The sequence below is a fragment of the Amycolatopsis sp. NPDC023774 genome, from assembly GCF_040639695.1.
Taxonomy (GTDB): Bacteria; Actinomycetota; Actinomycetes; order Mycobacteriales; family Pseudonocardiaceae; genus Amycolatopsis.
In genome coordinates this window covers 161,151-176,242 of sequence record NZ_JBFAAJ010000007.1, presented here as the reverse complement: position 1 = coordinate 176,242, position 15,092 = coordinate 161,151, and the positions used below count along the sequence as shown (strand labels likewise).

16 protein-coding genes are annotated in these 15,092 nt (G+C 69.9%); 7 read left to right on the top strand and 9 right to left on the bottom strand.

All coding sequences use genetic code 11. The features are described from left to right. The first annotated feature begins 11 nt into the window (after positions 1-11). Complete coding sequence (locus AB0F91_RS18450) at positions 12-1,736, top strand: hypothetical protein (RefSeq protein WP_360598735.1); 1,725 nt, start codon at positions 12-14, stop codon at positions 1,734-1,736. Between the two features lie 31 nt (positions 1,737-1,767). Here AB0F91_RS18450 and AB0F91_RS18445 read toward each other — a convergent pair whose 3' ends face one another. Both AB0F91_RS18445 and serS read right to left on the bottom strand, forming a co-directional pair. Further along, positions 1,768-2,775, bottom strand: coding sequence for a DUF3558 family protein (locus AB0F91_RS18445; protein ID WP_360598734.1), 1,008 nt, complete (start codon positions 2,773-2,775; stop codon positions 1,768-1,770). Positions 2,776-3,190: 415 nt separating this feature from the next. Then, the gene (gene serS / locus AB0F91_RS18440; protein ID WP_360598733.1) at positions 3,191-4,459 is read right to left on the bottom strand and encodes a serine--tRNA ligase; all 1,269 of its coding nucleotides are present in this window, start codon (positions 4,457-4,459) and stop codon (positions 3,191-3,193) included. A 177-nt stretch (positions 4,460-4,636) separates the two neighbouring features. Between serS and AB0F91_RS18435 the strand changes: the two genes are divergently transcribed. Next, on the top strand, positions 4,637-5,929 hold the full coding sequence (locus AB0F91_RS18435; protein ID WP_360598732.1) for an aspartate aminotransferase family protein: 1,293 nt from the start codon (positions 4,637-4,639) through the stop codon (positions 5,927-5,929). 68 nt (positions 5,930-5,997) lie between these two features. Here AB0F91_RS18435 and AB0F91_RS18430 read toward each other — a convergent pair whose 3' ends face one another. Genes AB0F91_RS18430 through AB0F91_RS18415 form a run of 4 tightly spaced genes read right to left on the bottom strand, consistent with a single transcriptional unit; the run spans position 5,998 to position 9,177 of the window. Then, positions 5,998-6,903, bottom strand: a complete 906-nt coding sequence (locus AB0F91_RS18430) for a haloalkane dehalogenase (protein WP_360598731.1) — start codon at positions 6,901-6,903, stop codon at positions 5,998-6,000. A gap of 38 nt (positions 6,904-6,941) precedes the next feature. Then, positions 6,942-7,394: a DUF350 domain-containing protein gene (locus AB0F91_RS18425; RefSeq protein WP_360598730.1), complete on the bottom strand. Its 453-nt coding sequence runs from the start codon at positions 7,392-7,394 to the stop codon at positions 6,942-6,944. 55 nt (positions 7,395-7,449) lie between these two features. Beyond that, on the bottom strand, positions 7,450-8,616 hold the full coding sequence (locus AB0F91_RS18420; RefSeq protein WP_360598729.1) for a glutathionylspermidine synthase family protein: 1,167 nt from the start codon (positions 8,614-8,616) through the stop codon (positions 7,450-7,452). Further along, on the bottom strand, positions 8,617-9,177 hold the full coding sequence (locus AB0F91_RS18415) for a hypothetical protein (protein WP_360598843.1): 561 nt from the start codon (positions 9,175-9,177) through the stop codon (positions 8,617-8,619). Positions 9,178-9,343: 166 nt separating this feature from the next. Between AB0F91_RS18415 and AB0F91_RS18410 the strand changes: the two genes are divergently transcribed. From AB0F91_RS18410 to AB0F91_RS18400, 3 genes are all read left to right on the top strand, one after another. Beyond that, a complete protein-coding gene (locus AB0F91_RS18410) occupies positions 9,344-10,348 on the top strand; it encodes a septum formation family protein (RefSeq protein ID WP_360598728.1) in 1,005 nt (334 codons plus the stop codon). Between the two features lies 1 nt (position 10,349). Further along, positions 10,350-10,700 carry a metallopeptidase family protein gene (locus AB0F91_RS18405; RefSeq protein ID WP_360598727.1) on the top strand — a complete coding sequence of 117 codons (351 nt, stop codon included), beginning with the start codon at positions 10,350-10,352 and terminating at the stop codon, positions 10,698-10,700. A 146-nt stretch (positions 10,701-10,846) separates the two neighbouring features. Then, entirely contained in the window at positions 10,847-11,350 is a 504-nt protein-coding gene (locus AB0F91_RS18400; RefSeq protein WP_360598726.1) for a hypothetical protein, read from the top strand. 4 nt (positions 11,351-11,354) lie between these two features. Here AB0F91_RS18400 and AB0F91_RS18395 read toward each other — a convergent pair whose 3' ends face one another. Continuing rightward, positions 11,355-11,786 (bottom strand): DUF4232 domain-containing protein, encoded by a 432-nt coding sequence (locus AB0F91_RS18395; RefSeq protein WP_360598725.1) that lies wholly within the window; start codon positions 11,784-11,786, stop codon positions 11,355-11,357. 79 nt (positions 11,787-11,865) lie between these two features. Between AB0F91_RS18395 and tenA the strand changes: the two genes are divergently transcribed. Next, positions 11,866-12,795: a thiaminase II gene (gene tenA, locus AB0F91_RS18390; RefSeq protein WP_360598724.1), complete on the top strand. Its 930-nt coding sequence runs from the start codon at positions 11,866-11,868 to the stop codon at positions 12,793-12,795. A gap of 15 nt (positions 12,796-12,810) precedes the next feature. On the opposite strand, the gene AB0F91_RS18385 is transcribed toward tenA, so the two are convergent. After that, positions 12,811-13,425 carry a histidine phosphatase family protein gene (locus AB0F91_RS18385; RefSeq protein ID WP_360598723.1) on the bottom strand — a complete coding sequence of 205 codons (615 nt, stop codon included), beginning with the start codon at positions 13,423-13,425 and terminating at the stop codon, positions 12,811-12,813. Continuing rightward, positions 13,422-14,327 carry a prephenate dehydratase gene (gene pheA / locus AB0F91_RS18380; RefSeq protein WP_360598722.1) on the bottom strand — a complete coding sequence of 302 codons (906 nt, stop codon included), beginning with the start codon at positions 14,325-14,327 and terminating at the stop codon, positions 13,422-13,424. The genes AB0F91_RS18385 and pheA overlap by 4 nt, the downstream gene beginning before the upstream one ends. Before the next feature lie 98 nt (positions 14,328-14,425). Between pheA and AB0F91_RS18375 the strand changes: the two genes are divergently transcribed. Further along, positions 14,426-15,058, top strand: a complete 633-nt coding sequence (locus AB0F91_RS18375; RefSeq protein WP_360598721.1) for a macro domain-containing protein — start codon at positions 14,426-14,428, stop codon at positions 15,056-15,058. The last annotated feature ends 34 nt before the right edge of the window (positions 15,059-15,092 follow it).

The window sequence follows — 15,092 nt, the reverse complement described above, 5'->3', positions numbered from 1 at the left end:
TCCCGGAAGCCATGAACCACAACGCCTCGCACTTCGGTGAGCCCGCCACGACGTTCCTGAAGCCGAACAGTGGGCAGGGCCCGGCGGACCTGGGCCGGGTGGTTCAGGCGGTTGCCCGCCCCGGTGCGTCCCGGCCGCTGCGGGTCGACGTGGCCGGCGGTGGGCCGGTCGGGCTGATCTTCGCGTGCACGCTGCGCTCGATGCTGGGCGACAAGGTCAAGATCCGCGTGTTCGACCGCCGCTGGATGCGGCGCGACGGCCGGATCGCCTGGCAGGGCACAGCGGAGGGCAACAACCGCCGCGAGCAGGTCGTCACGCTGCAGAGCAACGTGTGGGGGCAGCTGCCGATGCTCGTGCGGCGCCGCCTGTTCACCTCCGGCAACTACTCGGAGATGTGGCCGCTCGGCCCCGACTCCCCCACGCACCGCGGCCGCCCGCGCAACATCAAGGTCCGCTGGATCGAAGACTGCCTGCTGGAGATGGCGCAGGACTTCTACGGCATCGAGCTCATCCCCGAGCCGTACGCGCAGCCGAAGTCCTGGGACGGCCTCGACGTGCTCGCCATCTGCGACGGCGCCCGCTCGAAGACGCGGGAGGACCTCAAGGAGGCGTTCGGCCCGTCGAGTCGCGACCTCTACTCCGTGGGCGGGCAGCCGCTCGACGAGACCGTGCTCGGCATCCGCATCAAGGGAAAGGTGCCCGACGAGCACACCGTGCCGCTCACCGTGTGCCAGAACCGCTTCCTGTTCAACTCCCTCGGCGGCGGCTTCATCAACATGCGCCTCACCGCCGAGGAGGCCTCGGAAGTCCTTGCCTACGGCGAAAACGGCCCCGTGCCGTGCATCGGCAAGTTCGGCTGCACCATGCGCCCGGACGGCGACAAGTTCGTGTGCGACCGCCACCGCTCGGTGTTCAAGCCCTCGGTGGACAAGCTGTCGTTCCTGTGGCCGCGCATCGCCGACGGCGTCAAGTTCTTCGGTGCGACGATGGCCGACATCGTGGGCATCACGTCGTTCAAGCTGGGCATGCAGCAGAACCCGAAGTTCACCGCGCAGATCGCGCCGTCCACGTACGCGTTCCTGCTCGGCGACGCCGCCAACTCACTGCACTTCTGGCCGGGCCGCGGCCTCAACACCGGCGTGAAGAGCGTGCAGTCGCTCGCCGCGAACCTCGCGTCTCGCTGGGCCGGGCGGACGTTCCGCGCCGCCGACTTCGCGCCGCACGAGGGCTTGATGCAGCAGCTGCAGTACCGCGAGAAGTCGCGTGCCTGGACGACGATGCTGATCCCCGACGAGAACGGCCTGCCGCGCGGCATCGAGGACCGCATCCGCGCCGGCCTCACCAGCAAGGAGGACCGCCAGGTGCTGGCCGACACGCTGTACAAGCGGCTGCTGGCCGTGAAGTCCCGGCTGGAGGGTCGCATGGGCGCGCTGGCCGACGACGCTTGGTACCGCTCGCGCATCAACTCGCTCGACGTGAAGACGCTGGGCGTGATGGTCGAGTCCGGCGCCTGGATCACCCGTGAGATCGGTGGCGACGAGGTGGCGGTGAACATCGAGGTGGCGCCCGCCGACACCAACGCCTCCGAGCCGACGCGCCGCGCGCCCTCGCCCCAGCGGCCGGCCCGCCCCGCGTCGCGCATCATCCCCGCTTCGCGCAACATCCCCGCTTCGCGCAACATCCCGGTGGCACGCACCGCCCCCGCCGGGCCGCGGCGCCCCGCCGGCGTGTCCTGACGCGACAGTCCATTCAGGACTGCCGAGGCGGTCAGGCGGGGAGATTCCCCGACACCAGGGGAACTCCCGCCTTGACGGCGTCGCAGGACTTCGAGGGATCGTCGAGGTAACCGGACACGATCTGGATCGACGAGCTCGGCGTGACGGCCAGGCCGGCGCCGCAGTTGACGCCGCCGGAGTCGTTGAAGTTGCCGAAGATCGACCAGTGGTGACCGTTGGCGTCGATGGTCGAGACCGGCGGCACGTCCATGCCGGGCCACTGCGTCATCGGCAGGTCGGGGCCGAGCCAGACCTCGAATGCCTTCTGACCACGGTCGCCGTCGGTGTCGTCCCACAGGCAGAACACCGCGTTGGGCACGACACTGGAGCTCTGCTTCTCGCCCTGCGGCACCACGTGCAGCGACGCGGCCTGCTCGGGCTTCAGCAGTGTGCACGGGTCCAGACCCACGAGCGGCCCACTCGGCGGAGCCGGACTGCTCGGGGCCGTCGGTGTGATCCGCGGCGCGGGCTGCCCGCCCGGCAGGTGCGCGGCGACCTGCGGGACCGCTTGCTTCGCCGCGTCGCACGCCTTGGTCTCGTCCGGGTTGGACGCGCTCACGAACGCGTAGGACTTCGGGCCGAGCGTGGTGTAGAGGTCGCAGCTACCGGGGATGAACGAGCCGTAGCGCGTCCACTGGAACCCGCCTGACCCGAAGGGCGGAGCCTTCACCACGGCGCCCTGCAGGTAGTCGTCCAGCGGCTGGTCGACCGACCAGCCGACGGTGAGGATGGTCAGCGCCGCGCTCTCGTCCTTGCTGTTCCACAGGCACATCGCGGGCGTGCGCAGCTTCTCGCTCGCCGCCCGCCCCTTGCCGGGCGCGCGATAGCCGAGCGCGTCGGCCTGTTGCTGGTCGACCAGCGAACACGCGTCCACGACCTGCTGCACGGGCCCCTGCCCGGGCATCGGCGCCGCGACGCCCCCGACTCGCACCGTGCACCCGGCCACCACCACGGCCACGCCGGCCACGGCCAAGGCCGCCCGGACACCCCTGAACCCCATCGGCGTTCCTCCTCGCGCGCGAACCCTAGCGGGCGCACCGGGCTCGCACCGACCATCCGCGAAAACGACGACGGCCGGAACCCCGCAGGGCCTCGGCCGCGTGAAACGCGCCGATCAGCGCTTCTTCGGCTCCTGGTGCGCGAAGCGGTTGCGCACCAGGAGCGGCAGTCCCGCGGGCTGCCCGGCCGATCCCTACCCGTTGAGCCCGGTTCCCCGACTCAACGCGCGATCGCCAGGGCGGAGTGAGCCCGACTTCGGGCGGGCAAGATCGCAGCGGCGCGCTGCCGGGCCTGGACGGCCGGCAGTGAGTGGCCCGTTCGCCTTCCCCGCCGGGCGCACCGGGCTCGCACCGACCATCTGCGAAAACGACGACGGCCGCAACCCCGCAGGGCCCCGGCCGCGCGAAACACGCCGATCAGCGCTTCTTCGGCTCCAGCACCTCGCGCCCGCCGACGAAGGGGCGCAGGGCTTCGGGCACGCGCACCGAGCCGTCGGCCTGCTGGTGGTTCTCCATGATCGCGACGATCCAACGCGTGGTGGCCAGTGTGCCGTTGAGGGTGGCCGCGATCTGGGGCTTGCCGTTGTCGTCGCGGTAGCGCACGGACAGCCGGCGAGCCTGGAACGTCGTGCAGTTGGACGTGGACGTCAGCTCGCGGTAGGTCTCCTGCGAGGGCACCCAGGCCTCGCAGTCGAACTTGCGGTGGGCGGACGTGCCGAGGTCGCCCGTGGCCGTGTCGATGACGCGGTAGGGCACCTCGATCTTGGCGAGCATCTGCTCTTCCCAGCCGAGCAGGCGCTGGTGTTCGGCCTCGGCCTCGGCGGGCGTCGTGTAGACGAACATCTCGACCTTGTCGAACTGGTGCACGCGGATGATGCCGCGGGTGTCCTTGCCGTACGAGCCGGCCTCGCGGCGGTAGCACGAGGACCAGCCGGCGTAGCGGCGCGCACCGTCGCCGAGCTCGAGGATCTCGTCGGCGTGGAAGCCCGCCAGCGGGACCTCCGAGGTACCGACGAGGTACAGGTCGTCGTCGCGCAGGCGGTAGACCTCTGACGCGTGGGCGCCGAGGAAACCGGTGCCGGCCATGATCTCCGGGCGCACGAGCGAGGGCGTGATCATCGGCGTGAAGCCGTTCTCCAGCGCCTGCGCGATGGCCATGTTGAGCAGCCCGAGCTGCAGCTGCGCGCCGACGCCGCTGAGGAAGTAGAACCGCGAGCCCGACACCTTCGCGCCGCGCTCCATGTCGACGGCGCCGAGGCCCTCCATGAGGTCCAGGTGGTCGCGCGGCTCGAAGTCGAACTTCGTGGGCTCGCCGACGGTCTTGAGCACGGTGAAGTCGTCTTCGCCGCCGACGGGCGCGTCGGGGTGAACCAGGTTCGGCACGGTGCGGAAGAGCTGGTCGAACTCCTCCGATGCCTCCGTCTGCTCGACCTCGGCGGCCTTGACCTGGGCGGACAGGTCCTTGGCGCGCGCGAGCAACTCGGCCTTCTCCTCGGGGGCGGCCTTCGGGACGAGCTTGCTCACGGACTTCTGCTCGGCCCGCAGCTTGTCGGCGTTGGCGATCGCGGAGCGGCGGCGGGAGTCGAAGCCGAGCAGCTTGTCGACCACTCCTTCGTCCTCACCACGGGCACGCTGCGACGCGCGCACGGCTTCCGGGTCTTCGCGCAGAGTCCTGGGGTCAATCACGGAAGAAAGGGTAGTCGCAGGCCAGCAGGTGCCTCGACGCGGTTTCGAATTGCGCGGCCCTTGGTCGTCCACGGACAAACTGTGCGGCCCTCGTCCGAGGACGGTGCAGTCTGATCGTTGTCGCCCGTTTCCGGCGCTGCCCATACTCCGAAGAGCCCGAGACGGATGGAGAACGACATGACCGACGAGCTGCTCGCCCGGCACCGAGCGGTGTTGCCGTCCTGGATGGCGCTGTTCTACGACGAGCCGATCGAGATCGTCCACGCGCAGGACCGGCGCGTCACCGACTCCCACGGCCGCACCTACCTCGACTTCTTCGCCGGCGTGCTCACCAACTCCATGGGCTACGACGTCGCCGAGATCAGTGACGCCGTGCGCAAGCAGCTCGACACCGGCGTGCTGCACACGTCCACGCTGTACCTGATCCGTTCGCAGGTGGAGCTCGCCGAGCGGATCGCCGCGCTGTCCGGCATCCCGGACGCGAAGGTCTTTTTCACCAACTCCGGCAGCGAGGCCAACGACACCGCGCTGATGCTCGCCACGCAGTACCGCGGCAGCAACCAGGTCCTGGCGATGCGCAACTCCTACCACGGCCGTTCCTTCGGCACGATCGCCATCACGGGCAACCGCGGGTGGTCCGCTTCGTCGCTCTCGCCGGTGAAGGTCAACTACGTGCACGGCGGCTACCGCTACCGCAGCCCGTTCCGCGACCTGTCGGATGCGGCCTACATCGACGCCTGCGTGGCCGACCTGGTCGACATCCTCGAGACGGCCACCTCCGGCGACGTCGCCTGCCTGGTCGCCGAGCCGATCCAGGGCGTCGGCGGCTTCTCGCTGCCCCCGGACGGACTGTTCAAGGCCATGAAGGAGGTGCTGGATTCCTATGGGATCCTGTTCGTCTCCGACGAGGTCCAGACCGGCTGGGGGCGCACGGGCTCGCACTTCTGGGGCATCCAGTCCCACGACGTCGTGCCCGACCTGATGACCTTCGCGAAGGGCCTGGGCAACGGCCTTGCCATCGGCGGCGTCGTCGGCCGCGGCGACGTGGTGGACGCCATCAACGCCCAGTCCATTTCGACCTTCGGCGGCAACCCCGTCGCCATGGCGGGCGCGACGGCCGTGCTGGACTACATCAAGGACCACGACCTGCAGGCCAACTGCGCGGCTCGGGGTTCACAGCTGCTGTCCGGCCTGCGGGCCGCTTCGAACCCGTTGATCGGCGAGGTGCGCGGCAAGGGCTTGATGGTCGGCATCGAACTCGTCCAGCCGGGCACCACCACCCCACACCCGGCGGCCGCCAAGCGGATGCTGGAGGAAACCCGCGCCCGCGGCCTGCTCATCGGCAAGGGCGGCCTGCACAACAACGTCCTCCGCCTGGGCCCGCCGATGACCCTGACGGAAGCCGAAGCGCAGGAGGGCCTGGACATCCTGGTGGACGCCCTCGCCGCCACCCACGCCGCACTCTCTTGACCCCGGAGCGCCCCAATGTGGCGTTCGGTGCGCTGAACGCAACCAACGCCACATTGGGGCGCTCCGGCTCAGCCGCGCACGAAGCGAGCCACGTGCTCAGCCAGCTCCTCACCCGCATCTTCCTGTAGGAAATGCCCCGCCCCCGCGATCACCGGATGCGTCAGCCCCGCGGCCCCCGGCATCGTCCGCTGCAGAATCGGCCCCATCGCCCCGGTGATCGGGTCACCGTCGGAGAACGCGACCAGGAACGGCAAGTCCAGAGACGACAGCGTCTTCCAAGCCGCACGGTTGGCATCCGAGGCCGGGTTGTCCGGCCGGTACGGCACCAGTCCCGGCATGGCTCGTGGCCCGGCCTTGTACATCTCGTTCGGGAACGGCGCGTCGTACGCCGCGCGGACCTCGGGAGAAAGCGAAGACCGGCACCCCGATTGGATGAACCGCCCGATGTCCAGCACTTGCGCGTTCTCCACCGCCGAACGGAATTGGTGCCACACCTCAGGCATGTCTTGATCACCCGTGGGCAGACCGGTGTTGGCCGCGACCACACCCGCGAACCGTGATGCGTTCTCCGCCACCAGCCGCAGCCCGATCAGGCCGCCCCAGTCCTGGCCGACCAACGTGACGCCGGACAACCCCAACGCGTCGAAGGCGAACCCGCGCATCCACGACACGTGCCGCGCATACGTGTGGTCCGCGATGTCGCCCGGCTTGTCGGAGCGGCCGAACCCGACGAGGTCCGGCGCGATCGCGCGCAGGCCGGCGTCGGCCAGCACGGGCAGCATCTTGCGGTACAGGTAAGACCAGCTGGGCTCGCCGTGCAGGAGCAGCACGGGTGGTCCGTCGGCCGGGCCGGCCTCGACGTACCCGACTCTGATCAGGCCACCGTCGGGGTCGGCGAGCTCCGCGTACTGCGGCTCGTAGGGGAACTCGGGCAGGTCCGCGAACCGGTCTTCCGGCGTCCTGAGCAGTCGCACGGTTCCACGCTAGTGGGAACCGGACCGCAAAGCAGCACTCAGGAAATGCCGACCGCCACCACGAGGCCCAGGGCGAGGTGCGCCGCGGCGACGACGATGCTCGCCGGCGCGAACTTCTCGCTCTCGATCGTGGAGCCGACATCGATGCGGGTGGCCCACTCGAGCAGCCGCACGGCGATCACCTGCACGATGATGCCGAGCAGGCCGTAGACCAGCGACGTGATCAGGCCCTCGGTGAGGTCGCTCGCCGAGTTGAAGATCGCGACGACCACGATGAACGCCATCGACAGCAGCCCGGACGCGGTCACGATCACCGCGTTGGGCAGCCCGCGGTGCACGAGCTGCGAGAGCTTGCCCGGGGTCGTCCAGTCGATCGCCCAGAAGCCGGCGAACATCAACAGCAGGCCGATGACGCCGTACAACAGGATCGCGCCGACCCCTCGCACGAGGTCGGAGCCGAACGTGTCGGACAGCGCAAGGGTCGTGGTCACAGGGGTCTCCCAGAACGATCAGAGCGAACCGTGCAGATCAGGCGGGGAGGTTGTATCACGACTCGGGGATGCGGTGCGGGACGAACGCGGCGCCGTCGTCGGTGACCAGCCCGCTCGTCTCGCGGATCCCGAGCCCCGCGGACGAGTCGCCGACGATCCACGCGCCGAGCGCCGGCCGGTAGCCGTCGAACTCGGGGAGCGGGTCGAAGGCCTGGTAGACGTAGCCCTCGGCGCCGTAGACGCCGTCGGTCTGCGTCTCGTAGCCGGTGGCCACGATCTGCACGTTGGCGCCCTCACGGCCCAGCTTCGGCTTGCGCACGTACTCCGTGAGCAGGCCCGGGTCGTCGGTGAACGCGGGCAGCAGGTTCGGGTGCCCGGGGTAGTTCTCCCACAGCACGGCCAGCAGCGCCTTGTTCGAGAGCAGCATCTTCCACAGCGGCTCGACCCACAGCGTGCGCGGCATCGTCTCCACGGCGAAGCGGCCGAACTCCTCGTCGACCACCCACTCCCACGGGTAGAGCTTCACGACCGTGGACATCTGCGCCTCTTCGAGGTCCACGAACCGCTTGAGCACCGGGTCCCAGCCGATCTCTTCGATCGAGAGCCCCACGGTGTCGAGGCCGGCCTCCGCGGCCGTCTCCTGCAGGTACGCGGTGGTCACGTGGTCTTCACCGGACGGATCGGCCGAGGACCACGTGAAGTGCAGCTCGTTCGACGGCAGCTTGTCGCCGATCTCGCGCCAGCGCTCGACGAGCTTCTCGTGGATGGAGTTCCACTGGTCGTCGTTCTCGAAGACGGCCGTCTTCCAGTGCCACTGCACCACCGAAGCCTCGAGCAGCGTGGTGGGCGTGTCGGCGTTGTACTCCAGCAGCTTGGCCGGCGACTTGCCGTCGTAGCGCAGGTCGAAGCGCCCGTAGACGTGCGGGTCCTGCCGCTTCCACGACTCGGCGATGTGCGGCCACACCCACTCCGGGATGCCGAAGCGCCGGTAGCCCTCGGTGGTCACGACGTTGTCCACGGCCTCGAGGCACATCGAGTGCAGCAGCTCGACGTCGGCTTCGAGCGAGAGGACCTCGTCCATGTCGAAGACGTAGTGCACCGACTCGTCCCAGTACGGGCGCGCCTTGCCCGCGCCGTCGCGCGCCGGGGTGCCGTAGACGAGGCCCTGGTCCTCGACGATCCGCTGCCAGTCGCGCCGCGGCTCGGACCTGTCCCGGTACACCTACGAGCCCCCGCTCTTGCCGGTGCCGCCCGTGCCGCCGGACGTGCCCGTCTTGCCGCTGATCCCGAAGCCGCCGCGTTGCACTGATTTGCCCGATTTCGTCGAGACGTTCGTGTTCCCCGAAGGCGCGGTGAAGGTGCCGCCGGACACGCGCTGGCCGATGGTGCCGGTGCCGCCGTAGTTGTAGCGGTAGCTGTTGAAGCCGCCGCCCGCGAGCGGGATGATCCAGAAGCCGCCGCTCTGGTAGCCGTGCTGGCTGGTGACGTAGCTCTCGTCACAGAACTGGTCGTTCTGGATCACGCCGTTCGCGTCGGTGCAGACGGCGGTCTCGTTGGTCGGTTTCGCCACGGTGTAGAACGTCGCGACCAGGCCGGCCAGGCCGACGGTGACACCGCTGCCGATGAGGATCTTGCGCTTGGTCGCGGCCCGCTGGTCGGCCTTGCGCGCGGCCTCGGCGGCCTCGGCCTCCTGGCGTTCCTGGTCGGCGATCGCTTGCCGGCGGGCGCGCTGCTCGGCGAGCGAGGGCTCCTTCGGCGTCGTGCTCTCGTCCTGGAACCGCATCGATCCGCGCGGAGTCGGCTCCGTTGGCGGCTCGTGGGGTGGCTGGGCCCCGTTGTTGTCGTCCTGCGTCATCTGCGCTCCGTAATCCCCCGCACCGCGAAGTCCCTTCCCACACTAACGACCCAGGACGCGCACGGCTCGCGCGGCGCGGGCATCATGGGTATCGATGTCTCCCGACGCCGAGCGGTTCCGCTCGCCCCTGCAGACCCTGAGCACCCGCGTGGTGATGACCGGGGTGTTCCTGGGTGCCGTGATCGCACTGGGGCTGTCCGTCGCGTTCTCGTGGACGGCCTCCTTCGCGGGTGGGGCCGGTGGCGGCGAGGGCAAACTGTCGGCCGCGGCGCAGGAAGCGTTCCAGTCACCGCCGGGCAGCTGCCTGACCTGGAACGCACCGAACGCGTCCGACGTGCACAAGGTCCCCTGCACCCAGCCGCACCTGTTCGAGGTCACGGGCCTGGCTGACGTCGGCCCGCAGTACGGCGCCGAGGCGCCGTTCCCGAACCTCGACCAGTGGCAGCAGATCGCCCAGACGAAGTGCAACGCCGACGTCACGCCGTACCTCGGGCACCCGCTCGACCCGTACGGCAAGCTCACCACCAACCTGCTGCGCCCCAGCGCCGACCAGTGGGCCAACGGCGACCGCCAGCTCCGCTGCGGCCTGCAGTGGGCCGGTCCCGGCGGCGGACTGCAGCCCACCACCGGCCCGGCGAAAACACAGGATCAGTCGGCCGTGTGGGCGCCCGGCACCTGCCTGGCCCTGGCCGGCAAGGGCGTCGGCGACCCGATCGACTGCAGCCGTCCCCACTCGTACGAGATCATTGCGACGCTCGACCTGGCCACCGAGTTCAAGGACGGCTACCCCGACCAGAACAAGCAGGACAAGTGGCTCGACACCGAGTGTCACAAGGTCGCCGACGACTACACCGGCAAGGCCGACCTCAGCGCCAAGAAGCTCATCCTCGGCTGGGACCTGCGCGAGCAGGAAAGCTGGGACGCCGGCTCCACCAAGGTCAACTGCAAGGTCGCCGCCCCCCTCTCCGACGGCAGCGGGTTCCAGGCCGTCACCGGCAGCGTCAAGGACAACGCCGGCCAGCCCGACGCCGCGGGCCCGCCCTCCGACAACGGCGGGGGCCAGAGCAGCTCCCCGCCCAGCACCACCGGGTCCCGCTGACATGCCGGTGGAGATGACCCGCGCGCGCTTCGAGGAGCTCGTGTCCGAGGCTTTGGACCAGGTCCCACCCAAGTTCGCCGACGCGATGGACAACGTCGTCGTCCTGGTCGAAGAGTTCAACGACGAGTCCCCCACCATCCTGGGCCTCTACCACGGCGTCGCCCTCACCCGCCGCACCACCGACTACGGCGGCGTCCTGCCCGACCGCATCTCCATCTACCGCCGGCCCATCCTGTGGATGTGCTCCACGGAGGCCGAGGTCGTCGAACAGGTCCTGATCACCGTCATGCACGAACTCGGTCACCACTTCGGCCTCGACGACGACCGCCTCCACGAGCTGGGCTGGGGCTGACGGCTGCCGACACACCCGCTCCGTCACAACGCGGCCGCGCCAGATGACGAATCAGCTTCAACACCTGAACTACTCCATCGAGAGCAGTGCCCGGCGCGGGTTTTGGTGCTGAAATAGCACATCACCCGGCCGCCGGGAGGACGTGAATGACTGCGCTCGACACCCCACCTCTACCGGACGACGACCGGCAGACTCCCCAAGCCGACCGAGCCGACCGAGCCAACCAAGCCGACACCTCCGACAGTCCGGAGCCGGCCGAGAGGTCGCGAAGACCCCTGGTCCTGGCCGCCACCGCAGGATTCACCATCGGAATACTGATCACCGGCCTACTCTGGGGTCTCTCCGGCCAGCGCGGCGGCGCGAACGTCGACGCGGCAGCCGCCTGCGACGCCTTCAACCGCGCCGGCCACCTCCCGGACACGACCAGCGGCTACGACGCCACCGCCTTCACCCGCCTGGCCGACGACGCCGCCCACCGCATGACCGCGGCCTACGAACTGGCCCAGGCCGCAGCCGCCTTCGACGGCCAGTACCAGCCCTTGGCGCAAAGCCTCGCCGGCGTGAACGGAATGGTCCTGTCCGGCCGCTTCGACAGCCGGTCCGGACAAGACGACATCATCCGCGTCCAGCAACTCTGCGCCAGGGGCTAGGAACTCAGGCCCGCCGCACCGTCTTCACCGCGAGCTGGTTGCCCGGCAGCTTGTCCCCGGCACACCCGGTCCCCGGGTCCGGCAGGAATTTCGACGCCGTCTCCTGCGGCAGGTACACGCGCAGGCCCTTCACCGGAGTCGGCTTGCACACCGCCGGGTCGAAGTTCGCGACCTGCGTGAACTGCACGTCCGCGGCGGCCGACTGGCCCGGCTGCAGCTTGATCGCGTCGCCCTTGGTGCCCACACGGAACGCGGCCGGGCCGACCTGGTGCCCGTCGTCGCCGGCCACGTAAGAAACGCCGGGGAAGCCCTGGATCGTGCAGGGCTTGCTGCTGGAGTTCTTGATCAGAATCGGCCGGTAGACCGAGCCCGCGCCCGCGTCGCCCTGGCCGAAGGAGAGCGTGACGTCGCCGGCCTTGCACAGGCCGTTGTCCACCGGCTGACCGGACGGCGGCGGCGTGCTGTCCGAAGAGGACTCGGACGAGCTGGCCGTGGGCGCCGGTGACGTGTCGGACGTGCTGGCCGACGTGTCGGAGCTTGGCGTGTTGCTCGCGGTCGGCGTGGTTTCGCTACCACAAGCCGACAACAGCAGGGCGCCGGACGCGCCCAGCGCAGCAAGAAAGACCAAGGGAATCCGCGGTTTCGTCGTGCTTACCATCTCACTTGCCTCCCCGTGCTGGGTAACCACTGTTCAGTGGACGTGCGACCTCCGCACCGGGTTGCGCCGGCATCGTGAACTCTTCACCAGAGGGAAGGCGATCATGACGGGCTTTTCTCACCAGGCATGGCAACACACGGTGAAGCTACAACACGCCATGTCGGTCCACCCGTTCAACGAAGAGCTCGCGACCGGCACTTTGTCGCGCGAGCGGTTCCAGTTTTACCTGGTCCAGGACGCGCGTTACCTCGTCGGGTTCGGCCGGGCGCTGGCGTCCGCGGCGGCCAAGGCACCGGAGGTCGACGACGTCGCGTTCCTGGCCGGAGCGGCGCACGACGCGATCGTGATCGAGCGCGAGATGCACGAGAGCTATTTCAAGCGGTTCCGGCTCGCGGAGACCGATCTGGCCGACATCGAGACGTCGCCGACCTGCGTCGCGTACTCGTCGTTCCTGCTGGCCACGGCCCACACCGGCGGCTACGGCGAGCTCCTCGCGGCGCTGCTGCCGTGCTTCTGGGTGTACCAGAACGTGGGAGCCGGAATCCTCAAGCGACAGTCGCCCGAAACCGACAATCCGTACCGGCCGTGGATCGACACTTACGCGGGCGACGAGTTCGAAGCGACCGTCCGCACGGGCCGCGCCGCCCTCGACCGCGCCGCCGACGCCGCGGGTGAGGCGACGCGCGAAAAAATGCTCGCAGCTTTCACCCGGGCGTGTGAGTACGAGTGGATGTTCTGGGACAGCGCCTACCGGCAAGAGGGCTGGCCCACCGCTGCCCTGAGGTAACGGGGGCCTGCCCACTCACAACGGCGTGTCCACCCAGGTCAGGCATCGCCAGCCGTCGGGTTCCGCAAGGAGTTCGACGATGCCCGTGTTCGGGATGAGCGCGCTGCTCGCCAGGTCGCCGGGCACGTTCGAGGCCAGGAACTCGGCGCCGAGCCGGATCGCGCCGCCGTGGCTGACCAGCACGACGATGCCGTCCGGGTCGGTCTGTTCGTGCTTCGCCCGCAGGTCGTCAGCGGCGCCGACCATGCGGGCCCGCACCTGGGCGCCCGACTCGCCGCCGGGGATGGCGGCTTCGAGGTCGCCTTCGGTCCAGCGCTTGGCCGTCTCGAGGTAGGTCCGGATCGACTCGGCGTCGGTGGCGCCTTCGAGGTCGCCTGCGTCGACTTCCTTCACACCCTCGATCACCTGCACCTCGATGCCGAGCACCTCGGCCAGCGGCGCGGCCGTCTGCTGCGCGCGCGTGGCCTGCGACGCGTACACGGCCACGATCGGCTCCGGCGCGAGCCGCCCCGCGAGCGCCTTCGCCTGCTTCTGCCCCAGCTCGGTGAGCGGCGGGCCGGGCAGCGCTGTGTCGAGCGCGCCCCTCACGTTGCCGTCGGTCTGGCCGTGGCGGACGAGGAACAGCCTCACGCACCTTCTCCCCTCAACACGGCATCGACCCAGGCTTGGGCGTCGACGAAGTCCTGGTTGCCCGCGCCGGGTTCGACGGTGGCGGCCACCTCGTCGGCCCGCGGGTGCGAGCCGAGGAACCGCAGGTGGCAGCGGCGGCGCAGCGCGGCCATCGCGGAGACGATCCGCGGCTCGGCGACGTGCCCCTCGAAGTCGATGAAGAAGCGGTACTCGCCGAAGTTGTTGCGGGTCGGGCGCGCATCGAGGCGCGTGAGGTTGATGCCTCGGCTCGCGAGCTCGGCGAGCAGCTCGGCCAGCGTTCCGGTGCGGTTCACGGCCGCCGCGACGATCGACGTGCGGTCGGCGCCCGTCGGCTCGGGCAGCTCGCCGGGGCGGCGGACCAGCAGGAAACGCGTCTGTGCGTCGTGGACGTCGGCGACGCCCGTGGCCAGCTCCTCCAACGCGTAGTGCTCGATGGCCACCGGCGCGGACACGGCGGCGTCGTAGGTGCCCTCGACCACGCCGACGGCGGCCGACGCCGTGGACGAGGACGCCACCACGGTGGCGCCGGGCAAGTTCGCCTCGAGCCACTCGCGCACCTGCGCGAGCGCGTGCGGGTGGCTCGCGACGGTGCGGATCTCGCCGCCGCCCGGACGCGTCAGCACGCTGAAGTGGATGGGCAGGATGATCTCCGCGACCGCGACCAGAGGGTCTCCGTCGCTGAGGCCGTCGAGCGTCGTCGGCACGACGCCCTCGACGGAGTTCTCGATCGGTACGCACGCCGCGTCGGCAGCGCCTTCGCGGACGGCCGCGAGCGCCAACCGGACGGTCTCGTAGGGAGTCAGGTCCTCGCCCGGCGCGAGCGCACGGGCGGCCTGTTCGGTGAACGTGCCCTGTGGGCCGAAATACGCGATCCGCAACACGACCGCCAGGCTACTTACCGCACACGTGTCGGTTTTCACTCGGACAGCCGGTACGCCAACCGGTTACGCCGGGTGGCTTTTTTTGCCATGCTTGAACCGTGACCGCCGAATCGGGCACACACACCGGGCGCGAGGACATCGGCCCGCCGGTTTCGTCCCGGACGCCGGAACTCGTGTTGTGCGCCGTCGATGAACCGCTCGCCGCCGCGTGGACCCACGCCCTCGGCCGCCTCGAAACCGAGGCCGCCACGATCCGGGTGCACCGCGGGTCGGTGCTGGACGTCGTCGCCCAGGCCGTGGTGAGCCCTGCCAATTCCTACGGCTGGATGCGCGGCGGGATCGACGCCGTGTACGCGCGGGCGTTCCCCGAGGTCGAGCAGAACGTGCGCAGCGCGATCTTGGCTTCATACGGCGGAGAGCTACCCCTCGGCGAGGCCGTGATCGTGCCCACGGGCGAGGCCGAGCCGGGGTGGCTGATCAGCGCGCCGACCATGCGCGAGCCCGGCGAGCGGCTGCCCGCCGACACCGTGCACCCGTACCTCGCGGCACGCGCGGTGTTCCTGCTCTGGCAGCGCGGGATGCTCGAGGCAGGCCCCGTGCGGGACGTCGTGGACACCATCGCGATGCCGGGGCTCGGCACCGGCGTCGGCGGCGTCGAGCCGGCCACGTGCGCCCGCCAGGTAGCCGCGGCGTGGGAGGAAGTCTTCGGCCGTCGCCGTAACCCTCGGTGACCGCGTAGGCAACGGTTCGGACCGCGTGCAGCAC

Bases quoted from the DNA above. Each gene is read 5' to 3' on its own strand.
- AB0F91_RS18450 (WP_360598735.1), top strand. From the start codon at position 12: ATGAACCACAACGCCTCGCACTTCGGTGAGCCCGCCACGACGTTCCTG.
- AB0F91_RS18445 (WP_360598734.1), bottom strand. From the start codon at position 2,775: ATGGGGTTCAGGGGTGTCCGGGCGGCCTTGGCCGTGGCCGGCGTGGCC.
- AB0F91_RS18435 (WP_360598732.1), top strand. From the start codon at position 4,637: ATGACCGACGAGCTGCTCGCCCGGCACCGAGCGGTGTTGCCGTCCTGG.
- AB0F91_RS18415 (WP_360598843.1), bottom strand. From the start codon at position 9,177: ATGCGGTTCCAGGACGAGAGCACGACGCCGAAGGAGCCCTCGCTCGCC.
- AB0F91_RS18410 (WP_360598728.1), top strand. From the start codon at position 9,344: ATGTCTCCCGACGCCGAGCGGTTCCGCTCGCCCCTGCAGACCCTGAGC.
- AB0F91_RS18405 (WP_360598727.1), top strand. From the start codon at position 10,350: ATGCCGGTGGAGATGACCCGCGCGCGCTTCGAGGAGCTCGTGTCCGAG.
- AB0F91_RS18400 (WP_360598726.1), top strand. From the start codon at position 10,847: ATGACTGCGCTCGACACCCCACCTCTACCGGACGACGACCGGCAGACT.